Raw genomic sequence first — 18,493 nt, forward strand, 5'->3', positions numbered from 1 at the left:
CGCAGCCGAACGCAGCCTCGCAGGCTCGGCAGCTGCTACAGATTGCATTACGGAACATATGCCGGATGGAGTGGCAAAAGAGGTGTTGCTGGAGAGGGGATATAGCGAGGGTCAACGGTTACAACATACCGACAAACTGCCAGGTGCCTAACGCCTTTTCAACGTACCCAGTACCTTGAAATCAATAACCCCATCAACACGCCGATACTATTTGCCAGCATGTCGTAGGGCGAAGCCGTGCGCAGCGGCATCAAACCTTGCGCGAGCTCAATGAGTACGCCGATGAGCAAACACCCCAAGGCTGTCCAGACAAACTTCACATTGGGGAAAGCCAGACGGCAACTGCATGCAAACACCAGAAAGCCGATCCAGTGCTGCGTTCGACTGCGCAGCAGTCGTCCAGCCAGAACTTGCGGTGTATCAGGCAGATCGCGTCAGCCGGATTCACGACTGCTGCGCAGCCGAACGCAGCCTCGCAGGCTCGGCAGCTGCTACAGATTGCATTACGGAACATATGCCGGATGGAGTGGCAAGAGAGGTGTTGCTGGAGGGGGATATAGCGAGGATCAACGGTTACAACATGCCGACGAACTGCCTGGTGTCTAACGCCTTTTCAACGTACCCAGTACCTTGAAATCAATAACCCCATCAACACGCCGATACTATTTGCCAGCATGTCGTAGGGCGAAGCCGTGCGCAGCGGCATCAAACCTTGCGCGAGTTCAATGAGTACGCCGATGAGCAAACACCCCAAGGCTGTCCAGACAAACTTCACATTGGGGAAAGCCAGACGGCAACTGCATGCAAACACCAGAAAGCCGATCCAGTGATGGATCTTGTCCTCTTCGGCGAACAGTTCCGGGATCGGCTGCGAGCGCAATCCCGCGAACAGCAGAATCGCCGTCACCATGGCAAAGGCCAGGCACCGGAGCCAGAATGGCAACTCGACCAAGCCTTTAAGCCACGTGATCATTCGGTAATTTTCTCGAAGTTGTTGTAGAACAAGCTGCTGTCACGCCCATCGGTCATAGTCTGCAATGAGTAGGCACGGTTCAGACGCGCACCACCATCACGAGTCAGTGGCGCCCAGACGATATTGGCACGACGCATGGTCGAGGTACTCATCAACTCGTCGAACGGGATGGAAATGTAGATGCCTTTGTCAAAGCTGCCCTCGCCATATTCTGCCTTCGACGCAGTGGTCAGGGTGACCCAGCCGCCAAACTTCACGCCGTTCTTGAACTCCCGCGACAAGTCGACGGTAGTACCCCAGTCCCGTGCCAGGTAACGCCCGACGCTGACCGCTGCAAGCATGTCATTGGGCAATTCAGTATAGCTGGTGACATGACCCGTTATGGTCTGGTAATCGCGCAGGCCAAAGCCCTGATCAAAATCCCGCTGGCGCACAAAATTCAGATCGGCGCCCAATGACCAGCGTTTCCCCGTGGGTCGATACAGCACTTCGCTGCCGACCCCGGCATACATCGATTCCAGATAGCCGCCATAGACCATGCCATACCAGTCCCGATCCAGCTGCGCCGCGTGGTTGAACTGGAACGTCGGCATCGTCACATCGGAGGTGGTCAGGTATTGACGCAAATCGGTGCGCACTCGCGGCAACCCGCTCGGTGCGTCGTAGGTGAACTTGTCGTAGTTGTTCAGCAGGTTGGCGCTGAGCAGGCCGCTCCACCAGGTGTTGCGGGTGAAACGGTACTCCGCGTCGGCATCGGCGGTGAACTGATAGAGCAAGCCGTCGGGGCCGCCGATGTTCTGTTTGTAGCCCAGGCCCAAACCATAGCTGAACGGCTCCAGCGCCTGGGTATAGAGCGTGGTTTCCCGGTGTGCAGTCGCCGGATTGACCTCGGTCGTACGGTGCAGATCCTTCAGCGGCTGGTCGTTGTTCACCACCGCGCGGAAGGTTTCTCGCGGTACGCTGGTTTCTTCGATAGACATGTCATAACGCTGATTCACCAAGGTGAACCAATCGATGTCCTGATTGACGCTGTTATCGAGAATCCGGCTGGCCCGCCCGACAGCCTTGGCCGAATAAAAATAGCGAGACTGCTCGCCATACACCATCAGCTCCGAACCGCGCTGGGTAATGCGTTTGACCTTATAGCCAGCATTTTGCTGTAACCGATTGGAGACATCGGCCCAGTTGACCTGGTCGGCCGGAGTCGACGGTGCCTGCGCCGGCAGCGGCTCGGCGGGAGGATCATAGGTCTTGACCGGTGCCTTGCGGCTGACAAAGTTGGTGTGCAGTGTAATGCCGAACATCGCCGTATTGCCACGCTCCCAACCAGCGCTCAGGTCGACGCTGTCGGCCAGCTTGTAGACCACACCGACGTTGATCGGCAGGTCTTGCTTGAGCGGATTGTCCAGTGGCTCGTTCTTGTAATCGTTGCCCTCGTACTCGATCTTCAGGCTCAGTGGTTCCCAAGGCGTTTGATAGGCAATCCCGCCAAACAACGAAGGGTGGCCCCTGAAGTATGCGTTGGTGTTCACGTCCCCTGCCCTGGCCACAGCCGCCGTGCTCTGCGGCCGGTCGTTGAATTGGCTGCCCAATACCGACAGCGGGTTACTGAAATCCCCACGATTACCCAGATAACCCCAGGCAATGCCGAGGCTGAAATCCAGATCGCCATAACGCTTGTTGGCGACGAAATACTCGCTGGAAAACAGCCCGGTACCACCAATGTCCCGGGCGCCGATAGCGACCTGGGGCGCCCAGTGAGTTTCTTCCCAAAGCCGCGCCTTCAAGTCGATGGCCTTGTCTTTAAAGCTCTGGTCGCCGCTCAATTGCTCGGTGCCGTACTTACGGTTGGTGATCGCTGTGTAACGAAACGACCCTTCCAGCCAATCGAGTGGCTGCAAGGAAAAACTGTAGCGCGAATAAGGGTCGGTACGACTGGCCGTGACGCTCAACTCCCCCGCCGGGGCCATGCGCGCGGTGGGGGTCTGTAACAGACCGACGCCACCAAAATCACTCTGGGTGTAGCGCGGTTCACCGTGAGCCAATCCGCAGGGCAGGAGCAACGCAGCAGCAAAACGTAACTTCAACGGGCACTTCAAGGGGCCACCTCAGCCAGCGGTTGAGTGGCGAGAAACTCGGCCAGTTGTTGATTGAGCTCAGGGGTCGGCGTCTCGAGATCGTCGCTCCTGATCGGCACCAGGATCTTGCTGCCGGGCGCCACCACGACGCCGTCCTCACGATTCCACGCCGCCACGCCCAGGCGCCGTACCTGGCCGTCAGGCTGGATCAGCCACAGATAGTCGCCCTCGGCGTCGCCAAGAATGGCGCAGTCACGGGCATAGGCACGCACTTCCTGCAGGGCTCGGTAAGGCACCTGACAAGGCTGCGCGACCGCCCCGAAAACCTCCACGGTGGACGGCCGCTGGGGGTAAATCAGATGGTCGCCATCATCCAGCAGCGCGTTGCGGGCGAACCCCGTTTCCACAGCGATCGGATCGAGCACCGCGACCTGACGTCCGGTGACCGGCAGTTGCGCGACCTGCTCATATAGGCGCGCGCTCAATTCTGCTCGCGTGTTTTTGCCATCGAGCAAGGCCCCTCGTTGCAGCAGTTTCAGATCGAACAGAACACCTGCCTTCAAGCGCGTCTGCTTGTCCACTAATGAACGGTGCAGCCACGCCGCACCCAGCCAGTAACTTTCGGCATTGGGTTGGGCGTTACGAATGACATCCAGCAAGCGCGCACCGGGCTTGATTTCGAATTGGCCTGGGCTGCGCACGTCACCGCTGACCGTGACGGCCGCCTGGCCCAGGCCCGGGCCGATCAACAGCAGGCCAAGCAAGAAAAGGTTTGAACGCTTCACCGGGCAACTCCCCGATCACGGCGCACCTGCACGATTTTCAGAAACAGTTGCGGCGTCAGATGCTGCTCGCTGCGCAGGATGAAACCGTCCTGGGGGTCAACCCAGTAGCGGTTGGTGGCTCGGAAATTCAGGGTGGGTGCATCCACCTGCTCGTCGATGCGTAGCAAGGCGTAATCCTTGTCCAGAATGCTGATGGTCTCGATACCGCGAGGACTGAAACGGCTGTTGACCGCGATACCAATGCGGTTGCCGCTATAGATGTCGATCCAGCGCGTGCTGGTATAGCCGTCGGGCAAATGCTGAAGGCCGCGCTTGAAGGGCGACTCTTCATTGAAGCGAGTGCCATCCAGGGAAACGCCCAGTCCGACAGTGCGCACCACCAGGCCGTCGCGCATCAGCAGCACTTGCTTGCCAGAAGCGACCCAGAACTGCAGGTCGCCCCGCCGACGAGCCATGGCCATCACGCCCTCACTGGAGGGGGTGGTGACCAGGATCTGCGGGTACGGCACGGCGTCGACCTGAGCACGGGTCAAATTGATGGAGGCAGGCCCCGCGACGGATGTCTCAAGAGTGTCCCAGGAGGCCTTCATCAACGGGTTACACCCGCACAGCAAGAGCGCCATCGTCAGACTGGCGCAGGTAGGCAAAGTTTTCACGGCGGGATTGAGCCTTATCTGCTGTTGGCTTCGCTGAGATCGTTAAGTGAGCTGGCACCGGTCCCCAAGATAGTGGCCGTAGGCAGAAGCTGGCTGATCAGACGGTTCCAGCGCGTCACGCCGGCCGGGCCGACATAGACGATGTCTTGCGGTTGCAAGTCGAAACGGGTGGCCAGTACCAGGGCCGACGGGGATTCGGCGTCGAGCTGGAACACCTTGGCCGGTTCAGTTTCCAGGTGATCGGCGCCGCGAATCACATACACCGCATTGCCGTTAGAGGTGGTCTGGTTCAAGCCCCCCACTGTGCCCAGCGCATCGGTCAGGTTGATCGACTTGCCTTTGAAGCTCAGCGCGCGAGGCAAGTTGACCTCACCCATGACATAGATCCGCTTTTGATCGTTATAGGGCAAGTACAGCCGGTCGCCGCCCTTGAGGTAAACGGCTTGCAGCTGTGAGTCCTGGCGATTGAGGGTGTCCAGATCGAGCTTGTATTCGCGCCCGTCCCGGGTCAGCGTCAGGCCTGACAGGTCTGCGTTCGAAGGATCCACACCGGCCGCGCCAACGGCCTCCACCACGCTCAGCGGTGTGGTAGTGATCGGCTGTTGCCCAGCTTTGAGCACCGCACCGGAAATCACCACGGTCTGGCTGGCGAAGCGCAATACGCTGACGTCGACCTGGGGGCTTTCGACAAATTGCGACAAGCGCTCGGCAATAAAGGCTCGCAACTCTTCGATGGTTTTACCGGCGGCCGGAATATTACCGATGTAGGGATAAAACAACGTGCCGTCCGGACGTACCAGACGCCCGTTGGCATCGATTTGCTGTTGCGGCCCCGATGGCGCCGTCAACTCGGGGTGATCCCAGACGGTGATAAACAACAGGTCGTTGGCACCCACGCGGTAACCGCCTGGAACATAAGACAACAATGCCGGGGGAACGGATTCGCGAACTTGCGTGGCGGCATCCATGGCAATCAATTTAGGCGTGATGGGAATAAGCTCCACCCGGCTACTTTCCGGAGAGCCGTCACTAACCATTTGACTGGTGTCCATGTGTTGACCAGGCGAAAACATACAGCCGTGCAAGCTGATACTTGCCAGCATAACAACAGATAATCTACGGATCATAATGGCACTACGCTAGTCGAGGGCAAATCTAAAACAAGATCACCCAGAAAGTTCTGAGTGATCTTGAACAACATACTTCGTAGGGTATTAGTTGGTACCGGTAGTACCGGTAGTACCAGTGGACCCCGTCGTTCCGCCATTGGAACTGCCACCGGAGTTTGAAGCGGCCGCCGCAGCGCCGACAATGGCCGCACCGATCACCACGGTTTCGGCGACCGTCACTCCCCCAACCAGCGGGGTACTCAAGGACAATGGCTCGCTCACTGCTTCGCTCACTGCTTCGCTCGACGCTTCGCTAGCCGTTTCGCTCGCCGGCTCTTCCACCGCCAACGCTGCAGTGCTCATGACAGCCAGCAAGCCGGCCGTAAGTAGTTTCTTCATATCAGACTCCTTCTCGACATCAACTCTGCATTAGATTTGAGACTAAGGGACCGGGAATGGAACAGCAGGTGAATGAACTGACACCCGTCAATTGAACGAGACAGTTCATGCACATTGCCTCCTTTGGAGAATGTCATTTATAGGGAGTGCATGCCATACGCCAAACCTCGTCACATCATGGACAAAAGCGCTTGCACCGGGCAGGACTTATTGACGGAAAAAGGTGATTTTCCAAGATGTTTACTACATGACAAGGTATTTTCGGCACAAACTCCCGAGCAAAAATCACTCACCCTTCGCGCCCATTGTTATTATTAGTCAGGATTTTCCCGGCATCTTGTCCCGCAAGGTTCTATTGTGACTGAACATTCAAGGCTAAATAACATCAGGTCATAAATAGTTAATGTTAACTATAGACCATTATTAGCCCGTCATTCCCCGTTCAACACCGCGCGCAAGCGAGGGTTGCGCAAGTCTTTTTCCGAGAGTTGAGGCGATTCAATGGGCCAGGTAATGCCCAGCTCCGGATCATTCCAGAGCAGCCCACCCTCATCCTCGGGGAAATACAGATCGGTGCATTTGTATTGAAAATCGGCGGTATCGCTGAGCACGCAGAAGCCGTGGGCATAACCCGGCGGCACCCATAGCTGCAGATGGTTGTCGGCGGTCAACTTGACCCCTACATGTTCACCACAAGTGGCCGATTCGGGATTGATGTCCACCACCACGTCGTACACCGCACCTTGGGTAACCCGCACCAACTTGCCCTGGGGCCGGGTCCGCTGGAAGTGCAAACCACGCAGTACGCCATACTGCGAGCGTGAGTGATTGTCCTGGACGAAAGGCAACTCGATGCCGGCGTCGCGATAACGCTGTTCGTGATAACTCTCGAGAAAGAACCCACGGGCATCGCCAAACACCTTGGGCTCGATAATCAGTACGCCGGGCAACCGGGTGTTGACGACATTCATCTCGAAGGCTCCATCGTCAGTACACGCGCCAGGTATTGTCCGTAACCGGTTTTGTGTAACGCGGTGGCTTGTTTATCCAGTTCCGCAGCCGACAACCAACCCTGGTGAAAGGCCACTTCTTCAAGGCAGGCCACTTTCAAGCCCTGCCGCGCTTCGATGGTCTGGACGAAATGTCCGGCCTCCATCAACGAATCATGGGTGCCGGTGTCCAGCCAGGCAAAACCACGCCCCAGCACACTGACGTGCAGATCCCCGCGTTGTAGATAAGCATTGTTCACGTCGGTGATTTCAAGCTCACCGCGTACCGAAGGCTTGACTTGCTTGGCGATGCTCACCACGTCTTTGTCGTAGAAATACAAACCGGTGACAGCATGGTCGGACTTCGGATGTGCAGGCTTCTCTTCGATCGAGATCGCCTTGCCGCTCTCGTCGAACTCGACAACGCCAAAACGCTCCGGGTCGCTGACCCGATAACCAAAGACGGTGGCACCGGTTTGTCGTTGAGACGCTTCGCGCAACAAGGCGCTGAAGCCATAACCGTAGAAGATGTTGTCACCCAGGATCAGCGCCACATTGCTGTCGCCGATGAACTCCTCGCCGATCAGAAAGGCTTGCGCCAGGCCATCAGGAGAAGGCTGTTCTGCATAACTGAGTTCAATGCCGAAAGAAGAACCATCACCCAGCAAGTTCTGGAAGTTGGGCAAGTCCTGCGGCGTGGAAATAATCAATATCTCGCGAATGCCCGCCAGCATTAATACCGACAGCGGATAATAAATCATCGGCTTGTCGTAGACCGGCAGCAGCTGTTTGGACACACCACGGGTAATGGGATGCAAGCGGGTGCCGGAGCCTCCCGCCAGAATGATACCTTTCATGTGAGGATTCCCTTCGAAAATAAGTAAAGGCAGGGCTTGAATGGTTCAGCCGGTGTGGCCAAGACGGACCGGCCGGTACTGACCGTTAAGGACCCGTTGCCACCAACCTTGATGCTCCAGGTACCACTGAACCGTTTTGCGTATACCGCTCTCAAAGGTTTCCTGTGGTCGCCAACCGAGTTCGCGCTCGATCTTGCCTGCATCGATGGCGTAACGAAGATCATGGCCGGGCCGATCCTTGACGAACGTAATCAGGTCGCGATAACGCTCGACGCCCGCAGGCTTGTTGGGCGCCAACTCTTCAAGGAGATCGCACAGGGTTTCCACCACCTCGAGATTGGTTTTCTCGTTATGGCCACCGATGTTGTAAGTTTCACCGACCTCGCCCCGGCACACGACCTCACATAAAGCGCGCGCATGATCCTCTACAAACAACCAGTCGCGAATCTGCAAGCCGTCGCCATAGACCGGCAGAGGCCGGCCGTGAATGGCATTCAGAATCACATGGGGAATCAACTTTTCGGGGAAGTGATAAGGGCCGTAGTTGTTCGAGCAATTGGTCAGCAACACCGGCAGGCCATACGTACGTTGCCAGGCCCGAACCAAATGGTCCGAACTGGCCTTGGACGCCGAATAAGGTGAACTGGGCGCATAAGGCGTGGTTTCACTGAACAGACTATCGGTCCCTTCCAGATCGCCATACACCTCATCGGTGGAGATATGGTGAAAGCGAAAATCCTGTTTGACCTCCTCCGACAGTCCGCTCCAATAACGCCGGGTCGCTTCGAGCAACGTATAGGTGCCAACAATATTGGTCTGGATAAAGTCCGCGGGGCCGTCGATGGAACGGTCGACATGGGACTCCGCGGCCAGGTGCATCACTGCATCCGGTTGAAATGCCACGAATACCTGATCCAGCGCCTGAGCGTCACAGATATCGACGTTAAAAAAGTGATAACGCGGTGACTCGGCGACGTCGATCAACGACTCCAGATTGCCGGCGTACGTTAACTTATCGAGGTTCGCAACTTCGAATCGAGTATTTTCAATCAGGTGCCTGACGACGGCAGAACCAATAAAACCGGCTCCACCCGTCAGCAGAATACGCATCGTCATCGTCATCTCCCTACCGGCTGATCGGGATACCACTCAGCCAATAATTCTTCATACTGAAGCAGGATTTGATTCCACGTAAACCGCTGATGAAAGCGTGTGCGACTGGCCGCCTCCATCTGCTGTTGTGTTGAATCATCCGCCAAAAGTTGAGCAAACAAAGCAGAACAAGAGGCTTCATCCTTGAAGTACGCGGCGCCACTTTCCGTTACCCAGCGATTAAATGGGTTGTCATGGGCAATGACTGCACAACCTGCGCCGAGCGCCTCGACCAACGATGGATTGGTTCCACCGACACGATGCCCGTGCAGGTAAAACCGGCAGTAAAAGCGCAGCGCCTGCACGACTGCAGTCTCATATATCGCCCCGGGAAAGATGACCTCTGCACTGGCCGCTTCCATAACCTGTTTATGGTATGGATTATCATTCGGTTGAAAGTTACCCAGAACGACAAGTGTGTGGTTGCGCAAAGTGGAACTGAACGCGCGCACCATCTCCAGGAACGAGTTCTCGGGTTCGGGTCGGGCAATAATCACCGAAAACCGACCCGGCTCCAGGGCATAAGTTGCCAGTAACGTTGCATCAGCGCCGGTGACCTCATCCCCGCCATAAGGAATCATCGTGATTCTGGATGCGGAAACCCGTGTCGCGAGGTGCTCTTTGATCTTGGGGTGATCGGCGACCAAGTGATTGCCCATCCAGCAACCGGCCCGCTCATTGAGCCAGAACCAGGTCTTGGCAATGGTTCCCCATTTGTCACGCCGCCACTCAATACCATCCATATTAATGATATTGGTCTGGCCTTTAAGTCTTTGCAGCAAACTGAATACAGCAGTGTTGTAACCCAAGGTCAGGAACAACCCCTGTTGCGATGCCGCATGACGCGTGGCTTTCCAGTCAAAAACCACCGTCCCCAGCGCACCCGCCTGGGTCACCGGGATATGAATCCTGTTGACACCGTTCCAAGTGCTATACGTGAACTCCCCGCGGCCCTCTTCCTGGCAATAGACATACACCTGCCAGCCGTGCGCCGTTAAATACAGCGATAGCTTTTCCGCAAAAGTTTCAAAACCACCGTGTTGAGCCGGGACACCTCTAATGCCAAGGATATAAAGTTTTCTAGGTGTCATGCTGCATCTCGTTGAATAATGTTGTGAACTTGCTTTCAAATACTTCCAGACTGAAGTCCCGAGTACGGGATAACGCATTATCAGACAGCATCTTGTACTTCTTCGGATCCAACGAGATCCTGCACAATGCACTGTAAAGCGCCTCGATGTCGTACGAAGAGATTAAATAACCTTCGATATCACTGCGTACCAATTCGGTGGGGCCACCGACAGGAGGAACGATCACAGGTAAACCGTGGGACATCCCCTCAAGAATGGTCAAACCGAATGTTTCTATCCAGCCATCGGGTCGAGAAAGATTCAGCAGCAAGTCGGATCGAGAATAAAAACCCGACAGGTCTGTTTGACGAGGATAAATCGCTACATTTCCCGGAATGTCGATGCTGGCGAAGAAATCATCAATCTCATTCAGGCTGGCATTGAGTACCAAGGTGAAATTCAAGTGCTTGTCATCCTTGCTGCGCCGCGCCAGCGCCAGGAACTCCATAACGCCCTTGTAGGCCTTCAAGGAGCAGATCATCAACGAAGTGAAACCGGCCTCTTCCTTGACTCGATACTGCTTCTCGACCTCGCTATCCAGCGCATTATGAATAATCACCTGGGGGAGTTTGGTGAACCCCTCCACCTGCATCAGATAGTTTGAGACGAAGACAACCTTGGTACTGGTCTTCTCAATAACCAGCCTGAGAAACCGCTTCAGGATATTCGGTTTTATCGATGTTTCATGCACATGATAATAGACCGGGATTTTCAACAATTTCCCCGCCAGTGCCGCACCAAAGGGCATCATGGTATTGACATAAAACACCACATCCTGCCGCCTGTATTTCAGGCACTGAATAAACAACAACCCTTGCGAGACCAGATAGTAGCCAAGGGTCAGCAACTTATTTTCTGATCTCTTATAAAAAAGCCTGCTCTGCACATCGGCCACGCCGGCCAGGAAGCCGTCGCCATGAGCACTGGTGATCACCTCGGTGGCAATATTGTTATTCGCCGCCGCCTTGACCACTTGAGACAAGACTTTTGGGCTCCCACTTCTGTCGTTGAACAGATGAATGAACACCAACTTCTTTGAGTGCATGTTTAAGTTCTTTTAATAAGTGAGCGACTGAGTGTGGTGAACCGCTCGGTGAGCGCCAGACACACCCAAAAAATGGCGATCGAATGCGCTGGAATAGTCTGACTCGAGAAGGTCATGGCCAGGAAAAACGCAACCACCCACGCCAAAATTATCGCTACTTCCGGAAGACGCAAAAAGGTATTCGAACTAACCGAAAGAAGTACAGCCAATATTATTGAACCCCACGGTGATGCCAACAATGACTGCCAGCACATGCGTATATTGATACTTGAGGGACTCAAGCTAGCGCCAGGCTGGCTCATCATGAAAATTCGATTGGCTTCGTTACTACATTACTGGCAAGCGCCCCATCAAGATAATTCCAGGTTACCTGCCTCAGCGCCTCCAATTGTTGATGACTGTGCGTAAAATTGATGGGTTTTACGACAACCGAGTTGACATCACTTAAGCTGCTCACCAGACGATCGGCCAAACCGACTTTATCCAGGAGCCCCTTGATTCTGTTCAATCCACTTTCCGGCAATGCGGTAACAAATGGAATACCAAAATTCAAGGCAAAGGCGGTGCCATGGAACGAATTAGTGATCACAAAGGAGGCATTGGCGAATAGCGAAACATAATCAACCGGACTGGCATCCATTATGTGCCGATCGCTTTTGTAGCCCAGGAATGGGTCTTGATCGATCGCCACAACTCGGAACCCTAAAACACTCTTTATTCTGTTGATGGTCTCCCGGACCAGTGTATCTTTCTTCAGGGTATAAACGAGAATGTATTTATCATCGTTGCCTGGCGCCTGACTGGAAAGCTGCAGGCTCTGCATCCACTCTTGCTTGTTAAGCATTAAGGTGGGGTCGAGGGTATGATCAATCTTTTGATTACCCAACATACTGCGCAACCTTTGCGCCGTGTCCTCCTCCCGAACGGAAATACTGTCAAAGGTCGACAACGCCTTTCTGACCTTGAGTTCCTCCTCGTCGGAATAGCGGTAAGAGCCCGAACTTGAGGAAAACGAAATCTTCTTTTTCGCTCGAGAAAACGCCAGCATATAGTTCAGGTCCAGCTCGCCCGTAATCATCGGGTTCCATATCTGGTCGCTGCCACACACCACACAATCAAAATCACCGGACAGGGTTTGAAGTGCTTGAAAATCCTGGCATGCAGGGGTCAGCTTGTAGTGAGCCCGCATAAACTCTCTAAATTTCGCGATCAACCTCCTGCGAGGAATAATTCGAAAAAAGTCCTTACCGGCTCTCAAAATACTGCGCGGGTTACTGTCAACCCGAATCAGTTTCAACGTATTTTCTAACTCTTTGCTTTTGTAATCGATGATGTTGACATCACCATATTTCGATAGCACATTCTGGCTGGCAAGCGCCTGTAGTGTTCCGCCATAACTGTTGGCATGGTGTATGGTGATCAATGCAATTTTCAAGGTGCTGAATCCTTTGCGACTAAGGGTGAGTACTTACTGACCGAACAGCCTGGTATACACTTCACTGATGGGGCGACGTGACGAAGCACAGACCGTGTTTTGCTCGTTCGGATAACCGATCGCCACTGTCGGTGGTCCTAAGTAATTTAGGCATGGGGCGCAGCACCTGCTATCGGAACTTTATTCTTGAAAACCAACCGTTGGGCGCCATAAAAATATAACGACAACAGCAGTAGGTTACTGACCACAGTCGCAACCGCGGCACCACGCAGGTCAAAGCGAGGGATTAAGGCCAGGTTGAGCAATACATTGATGATCGCAACCATCGCCATGTATTTAACTTTCACTTTCATGTGTTCTTGGGTCACCAATGTGGCGCCAGCACTGAAGGCCAGAAAAATAATAGGTGCCGACAGCGAAAGAATTTTCAAGATCGACGCAGCGTCTCGATAAGCCTCACCAAACAACAACGGCACGGCCCAATCCGCACAGACCAGAATCACCAACATGGCCAGCGTTCCAAGCAGCAGCATCAACCAGTTGCCCTTTCGGTATATCTGATAAAACATTTCTCGATCATGGTTCGCCCAACGATGCATCTTGGGTAGCAGGAACCGCTGATAAATCACGCTCGGAAACAAATACACGGCGGTCATGATGGTGAACGCAACGCTGTAGATACCGGCAGCGCTGTTACTTGAGAGATGTTTGAGCAAGATAATGTTGCTTTGAAAATAAATCAGATAAGAGAACGCAGCGACACCGAACGGCCAACTGGCGCCGGCAACGCTTAACATGCTCGGGTTCGCCGACGGAGTTACGAATTCAGGGGTCACTTCGTGGCCTTTCAGGGCCAACTTTCCACCTGTCATGTGCAGTAACTGGGGGACGGCCAACAAAAAAAACACCACTGCAATGACCGAGAAAAATATCGCGTAGTATTCCGCGGCGATCGGCGTAGCACTCATGACCGTCGTGACGAAGACCATTGAGCAACGAAGAAAATGCGGAAAAAACTGCCAAAGCGCCAGATGCAAATATTTTTCTTCAAGCTGAAACTTGCTGCTCACCAGTTCTACCGACAGCTGACCGAGTATGTACAGGGACAGGATCAACAGCAGGTTCTGCGTTAACCGGTCATGGCTGGAATAAAGCGCCCACGCCACAATAGAGCAGATGAGAAACAGAGTACTTAAGGCAATGAACTGAAATGACGGCTTCAACCAGCGTTGCGCCGCCCAGCCCTCTTGGCCAAAAGCCTTGAGCCAATACTGCGATATCCCGAAACCCGCCAGGGGCGCGAATAGCGTGATGGTGCTGAGTGCTGACGAAAAAGCGCCGAAATCATTGCTGCCCAACTTTCTAGCCAGAAATACCTGAGTGAGAAAAGCGAACCCGGCTCCCGCCAGGGAACCGACCCAGAGGAGCGATATAGCCTTGAACGCTGTGGTTTTATTCATTGACCTGCCATTCGCAATCACGCTACCGCCCCAGGATTTTTCGTCATTTTCCTCAGGACGTGGTGTTTCCATGAAATATCGGTTTGATCATGCCTATTGGCTTTTGATCCGGCGTAGCAATAACGATAAAAACTCAAGAGCAACAACAGCGGCGTCAAAAATCTGAACTTATGACGCGACCTCTTCAATCCCCATCAGTTTCTGTCGGAGGCGTAGGCATAGTGGTAATAACCATAATCACTGTAGCCATACTTGTTGGAAGCCTTTCTCTCCACGCCATTGAAAATCGCACCTTTAATGACAACGCCATTCTGGGTGAACCGGCGCACTGTCAACTCGATTTCTTTCGCCGGGTTCAGGCCATAGCGCGTCACGATCAGATTGGTCCCGGACAGACGCCCGACGATCGCCGCATCTGTCACTGCCAGTAGTGGCGGTGTATCGAGAATCACCAAATCATATTGCTCACTCACCTGCTCCAATAGCGCGCTGAAATTGGCGTGCATCAGTAACTCGGAAGGATTGGGCGGGATCTGGCCTCGACTGACAAAATCGAAGTTGTCGATTGGGGTCTTGTGGATGGCGGTGGCCACATCACAGCGTCGGGCCAGAACATCGGAGAGCCCATTGTCTGAAGAAACACCTAACACTTTGTGCAAATAGCCTTTGCGCATGTCGACATCGATCAACAATACCCGCAGCCCGGTCTGTGCTATCACCACCGCGAGGTTGACCGAGACAAACGTTTTGCCCACCTGAGGGCTGGGCCCGGAAATCATCAAGCGGTTATTGTCGGCCTCATGCATGGCGAAGTGCAGACTGGTACGCAAACTGCGCAATGCCTCGATTGCCAGATCGGTAGGATGAGTGACGGCCAGCAATGAAGCCCCATTGGAACGCCCTCGTCCGCGGGAGACTTTATCTTCTTCGGCTTTCTGCAGAGTGCTGTAGGGAATCGACGCATAGACCGGCAACCCAAGTTGCTCGATGGCTTCCGGACTCTCCAGCCCGCGGTTCAGTGCCTTGCGTACCAGCACCAGGGCCACCGCCAGGAAGCCGCCAAGAATAGTGGCGATCAATACAATCAAGGCTTTTTTCGGCTTGACCGGTTTGAGGAAATTGACGTCCGCCGCGTCGATCAGACGCACGTTACCGACAGTCCCCGCGCGCATAACATCCAGCTCCTGAGACTTGTTCAGCAACTGGGTATAAATGGCCGTACCGACCTCTACATCCCGGGTAAGGCTCAACAGTTCCTGCTGAGTGGAAGGAAGCCCTTCCACCTTGCTCGCCAAACTTTTCTGCTTGCTGCTCAACTCACCGATCTGGGTCAACAATGCTCGATAGGCAGGATGTTGACGGGTAAACTTGCGGTCCATCTCGGCTTGCTGCAACTTCAACTCGGAAATACTGGTATCGAGCCCGACTATTTGATCGAGAATGGCTTTGGTTTCAAGCGTGATGTCCACAGACTTGCTGCGCGTCTGGTACTCATTCAACGCATTTCCGGCTTTTTCCAGGTCCTTCTTGACCTCCGGAAGTTGCTCTTTGAGAAACGCCAGGCTCTGCGCTGCCTCTGCTGAAGTGCGCTCTACGTTTTGCCGAACATATATAGCTGCAATTTCATTGAGTATGTTAATGGCCTGATCCGGATCGGTACTTTCCAGTGCCAGACCGATCATGCCCGAGTCTTTTCCGCGCTCGACTACATCCAGAGCCTCTTGATAGTCGAGGATACTGGTCAGGCGGGAGTTACGAATAATACGGAAGCGGGTTCCAGGATTGGCGTGCAGCTCCTCTATTTGAAACGTTACGCCATTTTGCTCGAAAAGCTCTCCGGCCCGACTGGCGGCCAATAGGTTGTCATCTTCATCCACCAACGTGAAGTGACCATTTTCACCCGCGGTCAGGGTCAATTTCTTGCCCAGTTGCGAGTCGGGGAGATCCAGTTTGAATATCTTCAGCGACTCCCCTCCCCAAGCGAAACTGTTCAACCCCAACAAGGGGTCGGCTATTTCACCGGGATTTTTATCCTGGAATCGACGCGCCAGGAACTCACCGAAAACCGGGAAATACTTCGGCTGTATGACAATATCAAGTTTCAAGTTATCGACAGTTTTACCAATCACGGAGCGGGACTGGATCAACTCGATTTCGGTGGCCGAAGGAGACTCCTTGCCCAGCATGCTGCCGATATCCGAGAAGCCCAGTAAGTCGTTCTTCTTCGCTTCGACCTGTAACAGCGCATTCGCCTGAAATACCGGTGTCGCCAGCACCGCATACGCGGCCCCGGCCACCATGAAGGCACCGGTAATCGCACCTATCAGCCATTTATGGTCGATGAGTGTTCCAAACAGGCCGAGAAGATCAATCTCGTCATTGTCGTCGTCCCGCACGTTGACTACCGGTGCTTGCTGCATAAGTCGGATTCTTTGCCTTGATTACGATTCAAAAAGGAAGTGGCCATCAGCGTGCCAGACGCTGTGCCCATGCGTGTACGGCTTCTTCGATCAACGCATAAGCGTGCACAAAAGCAGGTTTGCCTTGACGGTAGGGGTCGCTGATCTCTCGATCGTCCTGCCATTTGCCCAACAGCAACACTTTGCCCCGCGCTTCAGGGGCAATGTTGAGCACGCCACTGACATGCCGCCGCTCCATCACCAGAATCAAGTCCGCCTCACTGACGGCTTGAGAAGTGAGCTGAACGGCCTGGTGCTCATGGGGCAGATGACCATGCTCCGTAAGTACGGCGTGCGCTGTCGGCTCGATGGGCTTGCCCGTCAGGGCGGCAAGGCCGGCTGAACTGACCTGAATATCGGAATGGACGAGTGCCCCACGCAGCAAATGCTCCGCGGTGGGACTGCGGCATATATTGCCAACACAGACAATCAAAACCCTTTTAAGCAAGATGACCTTCCCCGTCTTGTCAACATTGGCGGTGACCTAGCACTTGCCGAACATAAGAGCTTTAAATTACGAATGAGCCCGGGCACTTATAATGGCCAGGAACTGCGACTGAAACTTTCAGACAATCAATGCGTATTTATTACCATGAGGTTTGAACAGCCCCCAACTTTTTATCCAGACAAAAAATAACACCACACTCCCCAGAGTGTGAAAATAACAGTTGGTGAATTTATCCAGACAATTTCTAACGGTTGTCGTTTTCTGGCGACCGTTCAATCTAAATTACACTGAAATAGCGAATGACTAATGTATAGCCGTTCCGCTAATGCATTGCCAGGGTGTCGAACATTTGGTTAGTAGTTGGATAAGGGACGCCTCGGGCAATAACTCTATGTACAGCGGGTTACGTCGCGAGCATGCCGTGGAACAACCGGTCATGCTCGCCGGCCAATCGGCTGCTCGATGTCTCCCCTACCCACGCCTGGCGAGAAGCATGGCGTGCAGACCATTCGCAGCCCCTGGCGCGTTGCGAACATTTTTCTCGAGTGACCGGGCCGCTTCGAGCCCGCACTCCCCAGCGTGACCGGTTCGGCCAGCCTGGATCGAACCTTTCCTACTGCCATTAGCCATTCCATCAGTCTACTTTCAAGGACGCTTCCATGATTCGTAAATGCCTGTTCCCCGCCGCCGGCTATGGAACCCGCTTTTTACCCGCCACCAAGGCCATGCCGAAGGAGATGCTGCCGATCGTCAGTAAGCCGCTGATCCAGTACGCCGTCGAGGAAGCGCGTGACGCCGGCCTGCAACACATGGCCATCGTGACCGGTCGCGGCAAGCGCGCGCTGGAGGATCATTTCGATACCAGCTACGAGCTGGAGCACCAGATTCGTGGCACCGATAAGGAAAAGTTCCTGCACGGCACTCGCGAGCTGATCGATACCTGCAGCTTTTCCTACACCCGTCAGGTGGAAATGAAAGGCCTGGGGCACGCCATTCTCAGCGGCCGCTCGTTGATCGGTGATGAGCCATTCGCCGTGGTGCTGGCCGACGACCTGTGCCTGAACCTGGAGGGGGATGGAGTTCTGGCGCAAATGCTCAAGCTTTATGAGCAGTTCCGCTGTTCGATCGTTGCGATCCAGGAAGTACCCCGCGAGCAGACTCAGAAGTACGGCGTGATTGCCGGCGAGTTGATTCGCGAGGGGATTTACCGGGTCAACAGCATGGTCGAAAAACCCCGTCCGGAAGACGCTCCGTCCAACCTGGCGATCATCGGTCGATACATTCTGACCCCCGACATCTTTGACCTGATCGCTGACACCGAACCTGGCAAGGGCGGTGAAATCCAGATCACCGATGCGCTGATGAAGCAGGCCCAGAACGGCTGCGTGCTGGCTTACAAGTTCGAGGGTCGACGCTTCGACTGTGGCGGTGCTGAAGGTTATATCGAAGCCACCAACTTCTGCTTCGAGCATCTGCATCAAAACGCCCTGTGATGTTGCTGTCCCCCGATATGGTCTT

General features: G+C 54.4%; 16 protein-coding genes and 1 pseudogene. 1 reads left to right on the forward strand and 16 read right to left on the reverse strand.

Annotated elements, in window-relative coordinates; all coding sequences use genetic code 11:
- Positions 1-158 precede the first annotated feature (158 nt).
- The 16 genes and pseudogenes from ACCC96_RS10320 to ACCC96_RS10395 form a co-directional block, all read right to left on the reverse strand.
- Positions 159-383: pseudogene (locus ACCC96_RS10320) on the reverse strand (VanZ family protein); the annotation flags it as partial.
- Between the two features lie 230 nt (positions 384-613).
- Entirely contained in the window at positions 614-973 is a 360-nt protein-coding gene (locus ACCC96_RS10325; RefSeq protein WP_413695737.1) for a VanZ family protein, read from the reverse strand.
- Positions 970-3,060 carry a YjbH domain-containing protein gene (locus ACCC96_RS10330; protein WP_413695738.1) on the reverse strand — a complete coding sequence of 697 codons (2,091 nt, stop codon included), beginning with the start codon at positions 3,058-3,060 and terminating at the stop codon, positions 970-972. The genes ACCC96_RS10325 and ACCC96_RS10330 overlap by 4 nt, the downstream gene beginning before the upstream one ends.
- A gap of 8 nt (positions 3,061-3,068) precedes the next feature.
- Complete coding sequence (locus tag ACCC96_RS10335) at positions 3,069-3,836, reverse strand: capsule biosynthesis GfcC family protein (protein ID WP_413695739.1); 768 nt, start codon at positions 3,834-3,836, stop codon at positions 3,069-3,071.
- Positions 3,833-4,492 carry a YjbF family lipoprotein gene (locus ACCC96_RS10340; RefSeq protein ID WP_413695740.1) on the reverse strand — a complete coding sequence of 220 codons (660 nt, stop codon included), beginning with the start codon at positions 4,490-4,492 and terminating at the stop codon, positions 3,833-3,835. The genes ACCC96_RS10335 and ACCC96_RS10340 overlap by 4 nt, the downstream gene beginning before the upstream one ends.
- A gap of 14 nt (positions 4,493-4,506) precedes the next feature.
- Complete coding sequence (locus ACCC96_RS10345) at positions 4,507-5,619, reverse strand: polysaccharide biosynthesis/export family protein (RefSeq protein WP_413695741.1); 1,113 nt, start codon at positions 5,617-5,619, stop codon at positions 4,507-4,509.
- An 87-nt stretch (positions 5,620-5,706) separates the two neighbouring features.
- Positions 5,707-6,000, reverse strand: coding sequence for a hypothetical protein (locus tag ACCC96_RS10350; RefSeq protein ID WP_258673009.1), 294 nt, complete (start codon positions 5,998-6,000; stop codon positions 5,707-5,709).
- Between the two features lie 431 nt (positions 6,001-6,431).
- Positions 6,432-6,971 (reverse strand): dTDP-4-dehydrorhamnose 3,5-epimerase, encoded by a 540-nt coding sequence (rfbC, locus tag ACCC96_RS10355; RefSeq protein WP_019649523.1) that lies wholly within the window; start codon positions 6,969-6,971, stop codon positions 6,432-6,434.
- On the reverse strand, positions 6,968-7,846 hold the full coding sequence (gene rfbA / locus ACCC96_RS10360) for a glucose-1-phosphate thymidylyltransferase RfbA (RefSeq protein ID WP_258673008.1): 879 nt from the start codon (positions 7,844-7,846) through the stop codon (positions 6,968-6,970). Before rfbA ends, rfbC begins: the two co-directional genes overlap by 4 nt.
- A 45-nt stretch (positions 7,847-7,891) precedes the next feature.
- Positions 7,892-8,962 carry a dTDP-glucose 4,6-dehydratase gene (gene rfbB / locus ACCC96_RS10365; protein WP_413695742.1) on the reverse strand — a complete coding sequence of 357 codons (1,071 nt, stop codon included), beginning with the start codon at positions 8,960-8,962 and terminating at the stop codon, positions 7,892-7,894.
- 2 nt (positions 8,963-8,964) lie between these two features.
- Complete coding sequence (locus tag ACCC96_RS10370) at positions 8,965-10,089, reverse strand: DUF1972 domain-containing protein (protein ID WP_413695743.1); 1,125 nt, start codon at positions 10,087-10,089, stop codon at positions 8,965-8,967.
- A complete protein-coding gene (locus ACCC96_RS10375; protein WP_413695817.1) occupies positions 10,079-11,101 on the reverse strand; it encodes a glycosyltransferase family 4 protein in 1,023 nt (340 codons plus the stop codon). The genes ACCC96_RS10370 and ACCC96_RS10375 overlap by 11 nt, the downstream gene beginning before the upstream one ends.
- Before the next feature lie 373 nt (positions 11,102-11,474).
- Positions 11,475-12,608, reverse strand: coding sequence for a polysaccharide pyruvyl transferase family protein (locus ACCC96_RS10380; RefSeq protein ID WP_413695744.1), 1,134 nt, complete (start codon positions 12,606-12,608; stop codon positions 11,475-11,477).
- Positions 12,609-12,754: 146 nt separating this feature from the next.
- Entirely contained in the window at positions 12,755-14,140 is a 1,386-nt protein-coding gene (locus ACCC96_RS10385; RefSeq protein WP_413695745.1) for a flippase, read from the reverse strand.
- A 122-nt stretch (positions 14,141-14,262) separates the two neighbouring features.
- Complete coding sequence (locus ACCC96_RS10390) at positions 14,263-16,488, reverse strand: polysaccharide biosynthesis tyrosine autokinase (protein WP_413695746.1); 2,226 nt, start codon at positions 16,486-16,488, stop codon at positions 14,263-14,265.
- Between the two features lie 46 nt (positions 16,489-16,534).
- Positions 16,535-16,975, reverse strand: coding sequence for a low molecular weight protein-tyrosine-phosphatase (locus ACCC96_RS10395; RefSeq protein WP_172901207.1), 441 nt, complete (start codon positions 16,973-16,975; stop codon positions 16,535-16,537).
- Positions 16,976-17,634: 659 nt separating this feature from the next.
- On the opposite strand from ACCC96_RS10395, the gene galU reads away from it, so the two are divergent.
- Positions 17,635-18,468, forward strand: a complete 834-nt coding sequence (gene galU / locus ACCC96_RS10400) for a UTP--glucose-1-phosphate uridylyltransferase GalU (RefSeq protein ID WP_018928284.1) — start codon at positions 17,635-17,637, stop codon at positions 18,466-18,468.
- The last annotated feature ends 25 nt before the right edge of the window (positions 18,469-18,493 follow it).

Origin of the sequence: Pseudomonas sp. Pseusp11 (genome assembly GCF_047304405.1) — a bacterium.
Lineage (GTDB): Bacteria > Pseudomonadota > Gammaproteobacteria > Pseudomonadales > Pseudomonadaceae > Aquipseudomonas.

Excerpts from the sequence above, each read along its gene's own strand:
- ACCC96_RS10325 (WP_413695737.1), bottom strand. The coding sequence starts at position 973 with ATGATCACGTGGCTTAAAGGCTTGGTCGAGTTGCCATTCTGGCTCCGG.
- ACCC96_RS10345 (WP_413695741.1), bottom strand. The coding sequence starts at position 5,619 with ATGATCCGTAGATTATCTGTTGTTATGCTGGCAAGTATCAGCTTGCAC.
- ACCC96_RS10350 (WP_258673009.1), bottom strand. The coding sequence starts at position 6,000 with ATGAAGAAACTACTTACGGCCGGCTTGCTGGCTGTCATGAGCACTGCA.
- rfbC (WP_019649523.1), bottom strand. The coding sequence starts at position 6,971 with ATGAATGTCGTCAACACCCGGTTGCCCGGCGTACTGATTATCGAGCCC.
- rfbA (WP_258673008.1), bottom strand. The coding sequence starts at position 7,846 with ATGAAAGGTATCATTCTGGCGGGAGGCTCCGGCACCCGCTTGCATCCC.
- rfbB (WP_413695742.1), bottom strand. The coding sequence starts at position 8,962 with ATGACGATGCGTATTCTGCTGACGGGTGGAGCCGGTTTTATTGGTTCT.
- ACCC96_RS10370 (WP_413695743.1), bottom strand. The coding sequence starts at position 10,089 with ATGACACCTAGAAAACTTTATATCCTTGGCATTAGAGGTGTCCCGGCT.
- ACCC96_RS10385 (WP_413695745.1), bottom strand. The coding sequence starts at position 14,140 with ATGGAAACACCACGTCCTGAGGAAAATGACGAAAAATCCTGGGGCGGT.
- ACCC96_RS10390 (WP_413695746.1), bottom strand. The coding sequence starts at position 16,488 with ATGCAGCAAGCACCGGTAGTCAACGTGCGGGACGACGACAATGACGAG.
- galU (WP_018928284.1), top strand. The coding sequence starts at position 17,635 with ATGATTCGTAAATGCCTGTTCCCCGCCGCCGGCTATGGAACCCGCTTT.